Origin of the sequence: Paraburkholderia bengalensis, assembly GCF_037126505.1 — a bacterium.
Classification (GTDB): domain Bacteria; phylum Pseudomonadota; class Gammaproteobacteria; order Burkholderiales; family Burkholderiaceae; genus Paraburkholderia; species Paraburkholderia bengalensis.
Window position 1 is genome coordinate 75,749 of record NZ_JACFYJ010000018.1, and the last position, 12,948, is coordinate 88,696.

General features: G+C 62.1%; 11 protein-coding genes and 1 pseudogene. 6 read left to right on the top strand and 6 right to left on the bottom strand.

Annotated elements, in window-relative coordinates; all coding sequences use genetic code 11:
• Positions 1–11: 11 nt before the first annotated feature.
• The 6 genes from H3V53_RS13755 (at position 12) to H3V53_RS13780 (ending at position 7,164) form a co-directional block, all read left to right on the top strand.
• Positions 12–1,058 carry an amidohydrolase family protein gene (locus H3V53_RS13755; RefSeq protein WP_336598378.1) on the top strand — a complete coding sequence of 349 codons (1,047 nt, stop codon included), beginning with the start codon at positions 12–14 and terminating at the stop codon, positions 1,056–1,058.
• Positions 1,055–2,335 (top strand): MFS transporter, encoded by a 1,281-nt coding sequence (locus tag H3V53_RS13760; protein ID WP_336598379.1) that lies wholly within the window; start codon positions 1,055–1,057, stop codon positions 2,333–2,335. The genes H3V53_RS13755 and H3V53_RS13760 overlap by 4 nt, the downstream gene beginning before the upstream one ends.
• A 2-nt stretch (positions 2,336–2,337) precedes the next feature.
• Positions 2,338–3,570, top strand: a complete 1,233-nt coding sequence (locus tag H3V53_RS13765) for an MFS transporter (protein ID WP_336598380.1) — start codon at positions 2,338–2,340, stop codon at positions 3,568–3,570.
• Positions 3,571–3,582: 12 nt separating this feature from the next.
• Positions 3,583–4,905 (top strand): MFS transporter, encoded by a 1,323-nt coding sequence (locus H3V53_RS13770; protein ID WP_336598381.1) that lies wholly within the window; start codon positions 3,583–3,585, stop codon positions 4,903–4,905.
• Positions 4,906–4,907: 2 nt separating this feature from the next.
• Complete coding sequence (locus tag H3V53_RS13775; RefSeq protein WP_336598382.1) at positions 4,908–5,840, top strand: amidohydrolase family protein; 933 nt, start codon at positions 4,908–4,910, stop codon at positions 5,838–5,840.
• Positions 5,841–6,240: 400 nt separating this feature from the next.
• Entirely contained in the window at positions 6,241–7,164 is a 924-nt protein-coding gene (locus H3V53_RS13780) for a transporter (protein WP_336598383.1), read from the top strand.
• A gap of 149 nt (positions 7,165–7,313) precedes the next feature.
• Here the strand turns inward: H3V53_RS13780 and H3V53_RS13785 are convergent, their stop codons facing one another.
• The 6 genes and pseudogenes from H3V53_RS13785 to pqqC all read right to left on the bottom strand — a co-directional run bounded on the left by H3V53_RS13785 (position 7,314) and on the right by pqqC (position 12,948).
• Positions 7,314–7,622, bottom strand: coding sequence for a hypothetical protein (locus H3V53_RS13785; RefSeq protein WP_336598384.1), 309 nt, complete (start codon positions 7,620–7,622; stop codon positions 7,314–7,316).
• A 411-nt stretch (positions 7,623–8,033) separates the two neighbouring features.
• Positions 8,034–8,504, bottom strand: a pseudogene (locus H3V53_RS13790) (c-type cytochrome); the annotation flags it as partial.
• A gap of 239 nt (positions 8,505–8,743) precedes the next feature.
• On the bottom strand, positions 8,744–10,471 hold the full coding sequence (locus tag H3V53_RS13795; RefSeq protein ID WP_336598386.1) for a methanol/ethanol family PQQ-dependent dehydrogenase: 1,728 nt from the start codon (positions 10,469–10,471) through the stop codon (positions 8,744–8,746).
• 305 nt (positions 10,472–10,776) lie between these two features.
• Positions 10,777–11,946, bottom strand: coding sequence for a pyrroloquinoline quinone biosynthesis protein PqqE (gene pqqE, locus H3V53_RS13800; RefSeq protein ID WP_336598387.1), 1,170 nt, complete (start codon positions 11,944–11,946; stop codon positions 10,777–10,779).
• A gap of 1 nt (position 11,947) precedes the next feature.
• Positions 11,948–12,229: a pyrroloquinoline quinone biosynthesis peptide chaperone PqqD gene (gene pqqD / locus H3V53_RS13805; RefSeq protein ID WP_336598389.1), complete on the bottom strand. Its 282-nt coding sequence runs from the start codon at positions 12,227–12,229 to the stop codon at positions 11,948–11,950.
• On the bottom strand, positions 12,226–12,948 hold the full coding sequence (pqqC, locus tag H3V53_RS13810; RefSeq protein ID WP_336598390.1) for a pyrroloquinoline-quinone synthase PqqC: 723 nt from the start codon (positions 12,946–12,948) through the stop codon (positions 12,226–12,228). Before pqqC ends, pqqD begins: the two co-directional genes overlap by 4 nt.

Below are 12,948 nucleotides of genomic sequence, written 5' to 3' on the forward strand. Positions count from 1 at the left end.
GGGCGACTGTCATGCAGATCGTCCACGCGCCTCATTTGCCTGTCCGACCCGAGTGGCTCGCGCTTCGCGACGAGCCGGTGCTCGAACCGGCGCTTGCCATCGTCGATGCGCATCATCACCTGTGGGACCGCCAGACAGGTCGGTATCTCGCGGATGAATTCGGCAGGGATGTGGCGAGCGGGCATCGAGTCGTGTCGACGGTCTACGTGCAATGCCGCTCGATGTTGCGACAGGACGGTCCGGAAGCGATGAAGCCGGTCGGCGAAGTCGAGTTCGCCACGGGCGTCGCTGCGATGTTCGCAAGCGGCGCGTATGGCGAAGCGCGCTGCTGCGAGGCGATCGTCGGTGGCGCGGACCTGACGCTGGGCGCAGAACTCGAACGCGTGCTCGAAGCGATGCTGCAGGTATCCGGCGGACGTCTGCGAGGCATGCGCAATCCGCTCGCGTGGCATGCGAGTCCCGAGGTGAGTTCCAGCCCGGTCACGCCGCCGTGCGACCGGATGACGAATCCGGCGTTCCGGCAGGGTGTCAGGACGCTCGGCCGCTTCGATTTGTCGCTCGATGCGTGGGTCTACCACACGCAACTCGACGATCTGTACGAACTCGCACGTGCTGCACAAGACGTGACTGTCGTTATCGACCATTTTGGCGGTCCGCTGGGCGCGGGCCCGCATGCCGGTCAACGCGCGGCTGTGCATGCCGAATGGAAGCAGAAACTCGCGCGGCTTGCGAGCCTGCCCAACACGCGCATCAAGCTCGGCGGTGCAGGCATGAACGTGTTCGGCTTCGACTTCGCCGCGCGCGCGCTGCCGCCTTCGTCCGAGGAACTGGCCGTCGCGTGGCGGCCCTATTTCGATGTTTGCATCGAACTGTTCGGTGTGGATCGCTGCATGTTCGAAAGCAATTTTCCCGTCGACAAAGGGATGTTCAGTTATGGCGTCCTGTGGAACGCCTTCAAACGACTCGCGTCCGCGATGTCCGCCGATGAAAAGACCGCGCTCTTCAGCCGGACTGCGGCGACGACCTACCGGCTCGCGATTGCAGGAGACAACACATGAAAACGAGTGCAACGGTTGCTGCAACTGAATTCACGGACGGCGCGCAAGCCAAGGGTTTGAAGAACATCACGGGCACCGAGTGGCGGTCGCTTTCGCTCGCGGGACTCGGGTGGACGTTCGAGAGCTATGACTCGTTCCTGCTTTCGCTTCTCCTGCCGACATTGGCCCTTCAGTTCGGCTTGAGCAAGGCACAGCTCGGCCTTTTCACGAGCATCACGGCGGCCGGACAGATCATCGGCGGCATTCTGTTCGGTTATGTGTCGGACCGGTTGGGGCGCGTGCGTACCGCGTTGCTCTGCGTCGGCATTTATTCGCTGTTCTCCGGCCTGATTGCGTTCGCGCCGAACGAACACTGGTTCGCCACGTTGCGCTTTTTTGGCGCGTTGGGCATGGGCGGTACGTGGACGGCGGGTGCCGCCCTCATCGCCGAGACATGGCACGCAAGCCGGCGCGGCAAGGGCGGGGCACTGATGCAGATGGGTTTGCCCATCGGCGCGATTCTCGCCATCACGATCTCGGGCATCGTCAGCGGCGTGAACGATGGACTCGGCGGAAACAGCTGGCGTCTGCTGTTTCTGATCGGCGCGTCGCCGTTTTTCATTCTGTTCTGGGTCGCCAGAAAAACGCCTGAATCGCCGATCTGGCTGGAGCGCAGGCAGGCGAAGTCGTCGGTTCGACGCGTGGCCACGGCTAGCCGTGACAAGCTCAATGTGCGCGGACTGGTGACGGCATTCGGGTTCATCTTTTTTCTGCAGTATCTGTACTGGGGCGTCTTTACGTGGACGCCAACGTTCCTCGTCACGGTGAAGCATCTCGACTTCGTGCATAGCCTGAAGTTTGTGCTCGCGCTGCAGTTCGGTGCGATCAGTGGATTTCTGCTGTTCTCGGCGTTCGTCGACCGGCTCGGCCGGCGGCCGATGTTCCTTGCCTATCTGCTCGTCGGGGCGGCCGCCGTCGGTGTGTACATCACGTCATCGGATGCGCTGCTGCTGATGATTGCGATTTTCCTGACTGGCTTTAGCGTGAACGGCATTTTCGCCGGCGCAGGACCGTTCCTCGCGGAGATCATCGGGGATACGGCATCGCGCGGATTTCTGATGGGCCTCGCGTACAACGGTGGCCGTCTTGGCGGCTTCATTGCGCCGTTGATCATCGGCGCACTCGCGTCGACGTCGGGCGGTTTCGTGATGGGACTGGCGACGACGATCGTCGCATTCATCGCCGCCGCCGTAGTCGTGTTTTTCGCGCCGGAAACGCGCGGCAAGGCGCTGTCGTGACGATGACCGCACAAACCGGCTTCGTCAGCAGGCTGTTTCCGGCGCTGGCGGAGGCGTCGCTGCGTCGGTATCTGAGCGGACAGGTCGCGTCCGTGCTCGGAAGCTGGACGCAGAACGTCACGCTAAACCTGCTCGTGTATCACCTGTCGGGTTCGGCGGCGATTCTCGCGCTGCTCAACTTCCTGCTGTACGGACCGCAGCTGATCGTCGCACCGGTTGCAGGCTCGCGGATCAGTTCGGCCAATGCGAAGCGCGCGACGCTGTGCGTGCTCACGACCTCGCTGATACTCACAGCCAGTCTCTTCACGTTGTCGTTGCTCGGCGTGCTCGGTGTGAAACTGATCCTTGCGCATGCGCTCGCCATCGGCGTGTCGAGTGCGATCGAAACACCCGCGCGCCAGGTTCTGCTGCTCACGAGCCTGGAAGATCCGGCGCATACGTCGAATGCCGTCGCGATGAACACGATGGTCTACAACGTCGGCCGCATGGTGGGCCCGACGATTGCGGGCTTCGTCTACCCGACGCTCGGACCCCGAACATCGTTTGTGATTTACGCGCTGGCGCTCTGCTTCATGGCGACCTGCGTGCGTTCGATCAGAACGGCCTCCGCGGCACGGCCTGCGCGGGCGGACAGCAGCCTGCGCGACGCGGTGGGCTATGTGATGTCCGATGTGTTCTCCGCGCGCTATCTGCCGATTCTCGCGTGCATCGGTTTGTTCGCCGGCAGCTATCAAACGCTCGTGCCGCTGCTCGCGGATCAGGGGTTCCACGACGCGGCGCGCTTTACGGGCGTGTTCTTCGCGTGCGCCGGAGCGGGTTCATTGAGCGCGGCGATCCTGCTTTCTTCGGCGATCGGTCCGATGGCTTCACGGAGATTCATCGCGTGGGCGCCGTGGACGGCCGTCGGTGCGCTGGCAGCGCTCGCCGCGACGTCGGAGGCGGCGGTCACGGTGCCGGCGTTTTACATGCTCGGCTTCAGCCTCACTTTTGCGGCCACGTCGACGAACGCGACCATCCAGCGGCAGTGTCCCGAGCACGTGCGCGGCGGGCTCGTCGGCATGTATGGGATGGCCTACAACGGTACGATGCCGTTCGGCTATCTGCTCGTCGGGACCGCATCCGAAGCACTTGGTGTACGACATACCTTTGCAGCAATGGCGGCGGTGCTTGCCAGCGGCGTCATCGCCGTCATTGCGTGGCAACGATTCACGAATCAGCGCACAGGCGCACAATAAAGGGAGACGACAATGCAAACTGGTGTCATGGAAAAGTCCGCGATCGAGCGCCGGACGATACGAAAGGTCGTCTGGCGACTCATTCCCTTCCTGATGGTGTGCTACCTGCTTGCCTTTATCGACCGGGGCAACGTAGGCATGGCGTCTTTGCAGATGAATCATGACCTTGGCATGTCGGCGAAGGTCTTCGGGTTCGGCAGCAGTCTGTTCTTCATTTCGTACTTCTTTTGCGAAGTGCCGAGCAATCTCGCGCTGCAAAAGTACGGTGCGCGCATCTGGATCGCGCGCATCATGATCACGTGGGGCATCGTGTCGGCGGCGACCGCGCTCGTACACAACGCGACGACGTTCTACGTGCTGCGCTTTCTGCTTGGCGCGGCCGAAGCGGGCTTCTTCCCCGGCGTGCTGTTGTATCTGTCGTACTGGATTCCGGCGTCGTACCGCGCGCGAATCGTGGCGACCTTCATGGTCGCGATTCCCGCCGCGAGCTTCATCGGCTCGCCGATTTCGGCGCTGCTCCTGCAGATGGACGGATTCGGGGGGCTGCGCGGGTGGCATTGGCTGTTCATTCTCGAAGGCATTCCGACCGTGCTGCTCGGCATTGCCTGTCTGTTCATGCTGACCAACAAGCCTGAGAACGCGAAATGGCTCGACGACGACGAGCGCACGTGGCTCGTCAACGCGCTTGTCAGCGAGCACAAGGCGCCGAAGAAGGTGCCGTCGCTGCCGCTCGCGCAACTGTTCCGCAATCGCTATGTGTTGTGTCTCGCGCTCGTCGATACGTGTGCGTCGGCGGCGGGCAGCACGCTGTCGGTATGGCAGCCGCAACTGCTCAAGTCGTTTGGTCTTTCCGTCATGCAGACGGGCTTGCTGAACTCGGTTCCGTACGCGGTGGCATCCGTTCTGATGGTCTACTGGGGGCGCCGCTCGGACCGGTTGGACGAGCGCCGTTGGCACACCGTCGTGCCGATGCTGCTGATCGGCGTGGGCCTGTTCGCGACGTCGCTGAGCGGCTCACTGTTGCCGACGATCTGCATGCTGTGCGCGGTGCTGGTCGGAGCGTATTCCTTCAAGGGCCCGTTCTGGGCGCTGGCTACCGACATGCTGTCGAACAGCGCCGTGGCGGCGGGTCTTGCGACCGTCAACGCGATCGCGAATCTGCTCGGCGGCGGGCTGATGGTGAACGTCTACGGATGGGTGAAGGATGCGACGGGTAGCTACGCGCTGGCATTGATGCCGCTCGCCATTCTCACACTGGTGAGCGTCGCGACGCTGTTGCTCCTGACGCGCAACGGTCCGGCAAGCCGTCTTGCCGGGAAGACGGGTGCCATCTGAGCATGAGGACCAGAACAAGGCGTGAATTTCTCCAGGCCGGTGGCGCGGCGCTGATGTCGGCAGCGCTGCCGAAGCTTGCCGGTGCGCAAGAAACATGGTCGAGCGGCACGGAGCGGCCATCGTTCAGGTTGCCGGAAGGCGCCATCGACTGTCACATGCATATCTACGACGACCGGTTCCCGGTTGCGCCGGGCACGACGCTTCGTCCGCCGAATGCGACGGTCGCCCAGTATCGGCTGCTGCAGGCGCGCCTTGGTGTGAAGCGGAATGTGGTCGTCACGCCGTCGACGTACGGAACGGATAACCGCTGCACGCTCGAAGCGCTCAGTCAATTCGGCGATCAGGCGCGGGGCGTCGCCGTCGTCGATAGTTCAGTAAGCGATGCCGAACTGCAGACATTGCATCGGGGCGGCATCCGCGCGATTCGCTTCAACCTGAGTTATCCGGGCGCCACGACGCTGGACATGCTTGAGCCGCTTGCAGCACGTATCGCCAATCTCGGCTGGCATATCGAGCTGGTCGTGCAGGGCGCGCGGCTGCCGGAGCTGGAACGCCATCTGGCGGCGCTGCCTTGCCCGCTTGTCATCGACCATATCGCGCACGTTCCGCAACCGGGCGGGCTGTCGTCGGATGCATTGCGTGCCGCGCAACGCCTGGTTGAAAAGGGCAATACGTGGATCACGTTGTCGGGGCCGTATGTCGATAGCAAGACGGGCGCGCCTGCGTACGAAGACGTTGCGCCCGTCGCGAAAACGCTGATCGAAATGGCGCCGGAGCGGATGCTATGGGGTACCGACTGGCCCCATCCGACGCAGAAGACGCACAAGCCGGACGATGCGAACCTGTTGGACATGATCGCGAGTTGGATTGGGCGTGCGGACTGGCAGCAACGGATATTCGTCGACAATCCGGTCAAGCTATATCAGTTCGCCTAGGGGGTTTTTCCGGAGTTGGAGCGCCAGCACGTATGCAGGAGCCGCCCGCGGCGGATTGAGACAGATCTCCGAAAAGGGTGCGCTATTGCGGCGACATGCGACCAAGGTCCAATAGCTGTGTTTCCAGTGATCATATAGTCTGGCTGTGTAGGGCGGCATTGACCATGACGCCGCTCCGGGAACACGACGCGCCTGATCCTGCCGGACGGCGGCAAGCCGCACCGCGTGGACTCGCAGTAGTCTTTATCGGACATGGCGTGTGCGCAAACAATGGGGCCTATGTCCTGTACCTCGTGATTGAGCTCACTGATGCGCTGGGTTAATCATGCTCGTGGTGTGGTTCCCACTCCGATTGCGCCGTGCATCGTCGCTGCTGGCGGCCTGCCAGGTAGCGGTGAGCATGAGGGGTCTGTTCACCCACTGGAAGCTTCGGCACGCCAGCGCCGTCGCGCTTCTGCTTCTGGCGATGGGCGCGCAAGCGCAGGAGCTGGAGCCGCGTAGCTATTCGCCGTCGCCGATCGGCACGAACTTTCTCGTCGCCAGCTATGCGTATCTGTATGGCGACGTGCTGACGGACCCGTCCCTGCCCATTACCGGCGTGCGGGCAAAGATCAGCACTGTGTCGCTCGCTTACTCGCGCACGTTCGCGCTGGCTGGCCACACGGCATCGCTCGCATTCGCGATGCCCTTCAGCAGCGGCAATCTCAGCGGCGTCGTCATTGGCGCGCCTGCCGAAGTGCATCGCGCCGGCATTGGCGATCTGAAGCTGCGCTTTGCGTGGAACTTCATCGGCAGTCCGGCGCTCACGCCCGAGGAATTCGCCCGGCGCGAGCAAATGAGCTCGGCCGGCATCAGCCTCACGGTATCGGCTCCGACCGGTCAGTATCTCCCTTCACGGTTGGTCAACATAGGCACCAACCGCTGGGGATTCAGACCCGAGATCGGTTTCTCGCAGCCCTATGGCAACTGGTTCTTCGACGCGTCGGCTGGTGCGTGGTTTTTCACACGCAACAATGATTTCTTTAACGGCAACACGCGCGGCCAGGACCCTTTGATGCTACTCCAACTGCACGCTGGGTATAGCTTCCGTCCGGGGTTATGGATCGCGGCCGACATCGGCTACGCCGCGGGCGGCCGCTCAAGCACGAACGGGGTGCCCAATGAAGACAGGCAGGCCAACATGCGTTACGGCCTGACATTCTCCGCACCCTTCGCACGCGGTTGGTCCGCGAAGCTGGCGCTTTCCAGCGGGTTTGTCACGCGCGCTGGCGGCGACTACAAGTCCATCACGTTTGCGCTTCAATATCGCTGGTTCGATCATTGAACACAGGTGTCCTGCAAGTGCGTGCGGCGCATATGCGGATCCTGATCTTCGCGCGCGAACGGCGCTCGCCTCCGGTTATCGCGGCAAAGAACCCCGGTTCGGCGCGGTCCTGGCGAGGAGGGGGACGGAGCGCTCGACAGCGTTGCGCACTACGGATAGCCGTAGTAGTACACGGGGCGGCCGTAATAAACGGGGACTGGATAGTACGCAGGCGGCGGTACCGACACGAACGTGCAGTTCTGGCCGGATGCCGGCAGAGCATTCGGCGTCAAGGCGCCGACATGGCTGCCCGCTAAAGTCGATTGCTGACTCGCTGTAGACGCTGCGTCGCCACTCGTGCAGGCGTAGTAGCCACCGGCGCCGGGGTAGTAGCTGTATGGCCCATAGTAGACACACCCGCACAGCGTGAACGCGCCCGCCACAGCGATTGGCCGGCCAATGAAGCTTGTGCGAAACATGGCCCCTCCGCGCCGTTCACTTGAAGCGTCGCAGGTGGCGGCGCTTGCGTACATTCATTCTAGGCTGGAAAACGCGCAGATTCGATCTACCGGAATCCTCGCGTGCGAAGGCTTCTTTCGCCGGCTCCGATCACCAGCGTAAGAAAACGTGCAGCTTCTACGGCACCGTCCTCCGTGTGGGTTTCTGCGTCCCGCTTCAGGTCGTCGGGCGTGAGTCCCCGGATCATGACGGCGGCTCCCGTTAGCCGCGCGCAACCATCCTGTCACCGAGCATTGAAGCAGTCGCCGTTCTTGCCCGTATGCCAGAAAGCAACCCCATCGACCGACGACTCAAGCGAGCGCGTCCCGGGCAGCGCTGGGACCCTAAGCGCCTCCTTCGTCAAACCGGAAAGAGGCGTGCCTCACAGTTGCTTAATGCGATGGTCCTGCGTTGAGCTTCGTCGTCGACGCGCGCACCGTGTCGGCCGTCATCTTCGCGCCGCCAGCCCGATAACCATTCGAAGAAAGGAGGAACGCCATGATGTCGGCGTAATCCTGATCCTTCATCTTGCCGGGCTTGTCGGCGGGCATGTTGGTGGCCATGTAGGTGTACACGGCGCCGATCGTCAGGTGAGCATTGGACGCAGGCGCAAAGGCGGGGCCTTGCAGCGCGGGTCCCGCCATCCCCTGCAACTGCGCGCCATGGCATTTCGCACAAGCAGCCGAATACAGAGCCTTGCCGTGCGCGGCTTGCGCCTGATCGAACGATGGTGCGTCACTGCCCGCGTCGGCTGCAATCTTGACGAAGCCGCCCTTGCTGCTGCCCTGGGTAGCGGAGAGAACCGCGTGTCGCGCAGTCGTGCGAGAAGCGGATGGGCCGTCGCGGTAGCGGGTGGCATCGTCGGTGAGGTCTCGCGTCGCGGATATCGGGTTGATGCCCGCTTGCGCGAAACCATCGCGTGCGATGACGCTATCCCGTGTCCCCGCCATCGCGTGCACGGATGCGAGCGCGAGACACGCGGCGACGAGACGCATCGCCGGAATACGATTGAGAGAGTGGTTCATGTCGGTACGTCCGGAAAGATCGGGGCGGGCGGACGCAGCGCGAACTGACGATGCATTGCCCGTCCCATACAGAAAGATCACGAGTGGTTGAGCGCAAACACGTACAGCGTGCCGCCGCGCGGCACCTTGTCCGCCGCCTTGGCCATCGGGCCGCCCCAGATCGGATTGGCGCCGCCATAGCCTGCGAGCACGGCGACATACTCCTTGCCCTCGATCTCGAACACCGAAGGCTGCGCGATAATGCCGCTCGCGAGTTTCGGGCTTTGCCACAGCACCTTGCCGTTCGTGACGTCGAACGCATAGAGATGGCCATCGAGCGAGCCGCTGAACGCGAGACCACCCGCCGTCGTCGCGACGCCGCCGTTCCACGGCAGCTTGCTCCAGTGGCTCCAGATCTTCTTGCCGGTGTTCACGTCGATGGCCTGAAGTTCGCCATAGCCCTTGCTGCCTGGTTCAGGCTTGATCTCGAAGCCCTCGCCGAGATACGGCAGACCTTCCATGTAATTCACCGATTTGCCGGACAGCGACATGCACGCATGCAAGGCGGGCACGATGGCGATGTGCTTGTCCGCATCGTACGAAACCGACCACCAGTTCTTGCCACCGAGGAAACTCGGACATGTCTCGATCGTCGTTCCGGCTTTCGGATACTTCGCCGCGTCCTGCACGGGCACACCATCGGCCGTGTAGCCGGTGACCGACGTCGCCTTGACGAAGGGCCGTGCATAGATCAGCTTGCCGTTGCTGCGATCGATTGCGTGGAAATAGCCGTTGCGGTCTGCATGAATGATGGCGTCATAGTCCTTGCCTTCGTACTTGATGTTCGCGAGAACGGGAGTATTGACGCCGTCATAGTCCCACGTGTCGTGACGCGTGTACTGGTAGTGCCATTTGAGGTTACCCGTTTTCGGATCGAGTGCGAGCAATGAATCGGAGTAGAGATTGTCGCCAGGCCGAAGGTCCGCGAGCCACGGTCCCGGATTGCCGACGCCCCAGTACAACGTCTTGCTATCGGGATCGTAAGTGCCCGTCAGCCACGCCGGTGCGCCGCCGTGTTCCTGCATGCCGTCGGGCCACGTGTCGCCACCCGCCTCTTTCGCACCGGGCACCGTATAGCGCTTCCACAACACATTGCCGTTCTCGGGATCGAGTGCTGCGATGAAACCGCGCGCGCCGTATTCGCCACCCGAACTGCCAACCACGATCGCACCATCCAGCGCGAGCGGCGCAAGCGAGAACGCGTAGCCAAGGCCCGGCTCGAACATCGATTTCTTCCAGACGACCGCGCCAGTTTGCGCATCGAGTGCTGCCACTTCGCCGCTCAGCATCGCGACATAAACGTTCTTTCCGTACAGCGCGACGCCCCGATTGATGACATCGCAACAGGCTGTCTTGAACGACTCCGCACCGAGTTTCGGTTCGTACTTCCATAGCTGTTTGCCCGTGACAGCATCGAACGCGTAGACGTTGTCCTTGGGCGTCGTCACGAACAGGAAGCGGCCGTTGATGATCGGCGTTGCCTCGAAGCCTTGCTGAAGATCGACGGGAAACCTGTAGGCCCAGGTCTGCTTCAGGTTTTTCACATTGGACGCATCAATCTGCTTGAGCGGCGAATGCGCCTGGCCGTTGTACGTGCGATAGTACGTCAGCCAGCCCGGATCGCTTTGCGCCGACGTGAGCCGTTCGTATGTCACCGCGGGATAGTCGGCTGCGGCTGCAACCGGCCGTGTCGTCATGCTGATGGCTGTCACGACGCCTGCTGCCAGCATCGCAAGCCGAACGGCGGAAGCCGAACTTGTCTTCATCACTGTCTCCTGTGGATTATCGATGCGACGCCTGTCGGCAGAGGTGCGTTGATCTGCGATATCTGCGTAAAGGCTGCGGGTCATTAAGGCAATTCACATGCCATTGACCATGACATGGGAGAGGAACCTGCCTGCATCCACGCTTGGTGTGGACTGGCCATGGCATGGTTCGAACTCGCATCGCACATGAGAGATCGGGTGTGTTACATCGTGGAGCACTGGATCAGACCGGCTGTTGCCAAACGTGACAGCGCATGCGATCTTCAGCGGTGCAGTAGCGAATCAAGAGGCGTTGCCCGCTGGTGTCAATCTTCGGCACCGGCGATATGACCCGCTGCTGATGCAAGGCGCAGCGATTCGCTTCGGCTGCGGAACACGATTGGCTGGACATCGCGTTCCCGCATCGGCGCACGTGCGAACTCCACAGCCTTTTCAATCTCGCCGTGCGCTGACGACTTCGCGCAGACGGGGTCGGCGGCCGCGGCATCCCCCGTCAGCAGATACGCCTGGCAGCGGCAGCCGCCATGATCGTGATGGCGTTCGTCGCAGGAGCGGCATGGCTCGCGCATCCACGTGTCGCCGCGAAACGCGTTGAATGCGGCGCTCTCGTGCCAGATGCTGGCCAGCGTCGCGTCGCGCACGTTCGGCAGCGCGAGCCCCGGCAACAGGCGGGCTGCATGACAGGGTAGTGCCGCACCATCGGCGCCGACGCCGAGAAAAACCGATCCCCAGCCGTTCATGCAGGCCTTGGGTCGCGACTCGAAGTAATCGGGCACGACGAAAAGAATGCGACAGCGGTTGCCGTGCTGTTCGCGATACCGGTTGACCGTCGCTTCCGCTTCGACCAATTGCTCGTGTGTCGGCATCAGTTGTGCACGGTTGAGCATTGCCCAGCCGTAGTACTGCGTGTTGGCGAGTTCGAGGTACTCGGCACCCATCTCGATGGCCATGTCGATGATCTGCGCGACATGCGGCAGGTTGTATCGATGCAGCACGCAGTTGAGCACCATCGGGTAACCGTGCGCCTTGATCAGCTTCGCGACGCGTTGCTTCAGTTCGAAGGTGCGTGTGCTCGACAGAAAGTCGTTCATTTCGCGCGACGAATCCTGAAACGAAAGCTGAATATGATCGAGGCCCGCTCGCTTGAGCGCTTCGATGCGTGTTTCATTGAGGCCGACGCCCGACGTGATCAGATTCGTATAGAAGCCGAGACGGCGGGCATGTTCGACCAATGTTTCGAGATCGTCGCGCAGCAGCGGTTCTCCGCCGGAGAAGCCGATTTGCGCGGCGCCAAGTTCACGCGCCTGGGTGATGACGTCGAGCCATGTCGCTGTATCGAGTTCGTCGTCGAGTTGCGCGAAATCGAGCGGGTTATAGCAGAACGCGCAGTGCAGCGGACACCGATACGTCAGCTCCGCGAGCAGCCACAGCGGCTGTGACGAGCAATGTCGAGCAACCGGATTTGCACGGTCCATTTCATTCCAGCCAGCCGCGTTGCCGCGCGTGATCGATGAACTGGTACACGTCGGTTGCGAGACCCGACGTATCGAAGAGGGTTTCGAGTTCACCGATGATGTCGTCGAGTTCGCGCGTGCCATCGCAACGCGACAGTATCTCGCCCGCACTCGGATTGAGCTTCACCATGCCTTCGGGATAGAGCAGCACATACGCATCCTGCACCGGTTCCCATTGCAGGCGGAAGAGTTGGCGCAATTGCGGGCGCACGTTCGCGCTGGTGTTTTCGGGCGTCGGATTCATAGGGGATAGGCCTTTTCGATTGCGTCGAGCATAGACCACAGGACGTCCAGCTTGAATTGCAGGATATCGAGCGCGCGCTGCTGTTCGGCGGCCGTGCGAAAGTGCTGCAAGGTGACGGCCAGACCGTGTTCGACATCGCGTTGCGCGAGGGGAATGCGATGCCGGAAATACTGCAGCCCTTCATCGTCGATCCATGGATAGAGCGACGGCCATCCGGCGAGGCGATCCTGGTGGATCTTCGGCGCGAACATCTCCGTGAGCGATGAGCACACAGCTTCCTGCCAGGGGGCACGTCGGGCGAAATTCACATACGCGTCAACGGCGAACCGCACGCCTGGCAACACCTGCTCGCATGACCAGAGCGCATCGCGATCGATTCCAACGGCGTCGGCCAAACGTGCCCATGCTTCTATTCCGCCGGGCTCGCCCGCGTAGCCGTCGTGATCCAGCAAGCGTTGCACCCATAGCCGGCGCGTTTCGCGATCGTCGCAATTGGAGAGAATCGCCGCGTCTTTGAGCGGAATGTTGATCTGATAGTAAAAGCGATTGGCGACCCACCCGCGCAACTGAGCGGGTGTGCATCGGCCGCTGTTGAGCCGCTGGTTGAAAGGATGATAGATGTGATAGCGCGCGTTCATGCCGCGTAAGCGCGCTTCGAATTCAGCTTCGGACCAGGGCGTTTCGTGCGCGTGCGCAAGGGCGGGTAAGGGGGCGTTCAT

What these genes read in the sequence shown, in the direction of transcription:
- H3V53_RS13755 (WP_336598378.1), top strand. Translation starts at nt 12, where the DNA reads ATGCAGATCGTCCACGCGCCTCATTTGCCTGTCCGACCCGAGTGGCTC.
- H3V53_RS13760 (WP_336598379.1), top strand. Translation starts at nt 1,055, where the DNA reads ATGAAAACGAGTGCAACGGTTGCTGCAACTGAATTCACGGACGGCGCG.
- H3V53_RS13765 (WP_336598380.1), top strand. Translation starts at nt 2,338, where the DNA reads ATGACCGCACAAACCGGCTTCGTCAGCAGGCTGTTTCCGGCGCTGGCG.
- H3V53_RS13770 (WP_336598381.1), top strand. Translation starts at nt 3,583, where the DNA reads ATGCAAACTGGTGTCATGGAAAAGTCCGCGATCGAGCGCCGGACGATA.
- H3V53_RS13775 (WP_336598382.1), top strand. Translation starts at nt 4,908, where the DNA reads ATGAGGACCAGAACAAGGCGTGAATTTCTCCAGGCCGGTGGCGCGGCG.
- H3V53_RS13780 (WP_336598383.1), top strand. Translation starts at nt 6,241, where the DNA reads ATGAGGGGTCTGTTCACCCACTGGAAGCTTCGGCACGCCAGCGCCGTC.
- H3V53_RS13785 (WP_336598384.1), bottom strand. Translation starts at nt 7,622, where the DNA reads ATGTTTCGCACAAGCTTCATTGGCCGGCCAATCGCTGTGGCGGGCGCG.
- H3V53_RS13795 (WP_336598386.1), bottom strand. Translation starts at nt 10,471, where the DNA reads ATGAAGACAAGTTCGGCTTCCGCCGTTCGGCTTGCGATGCTGGCAGCA.
- pqqE (WP_336598387.1), bottom strand. Translation starts at nt 11,946, where the DNA reads ATGGACCGTGCAAATCCGGTTGCTCGACATTGCTCGTCACAGCCGCTG.
- pqqD (WP_336598389.1), bottom strand. Translation starts at nt 12,229, where the DNA reads ATGAATCCGACGCCCGAAAACACCAGCGCGAACGTGCGCCCGCAATTG.
- pqqC (WP_336598390.1), bottom strand. Translation starts at nt 12,948, where the DNA reads ATGAACGCCCCCTTACCCGCCCTTGCGCACGCGCACGAAACGCCCTGG.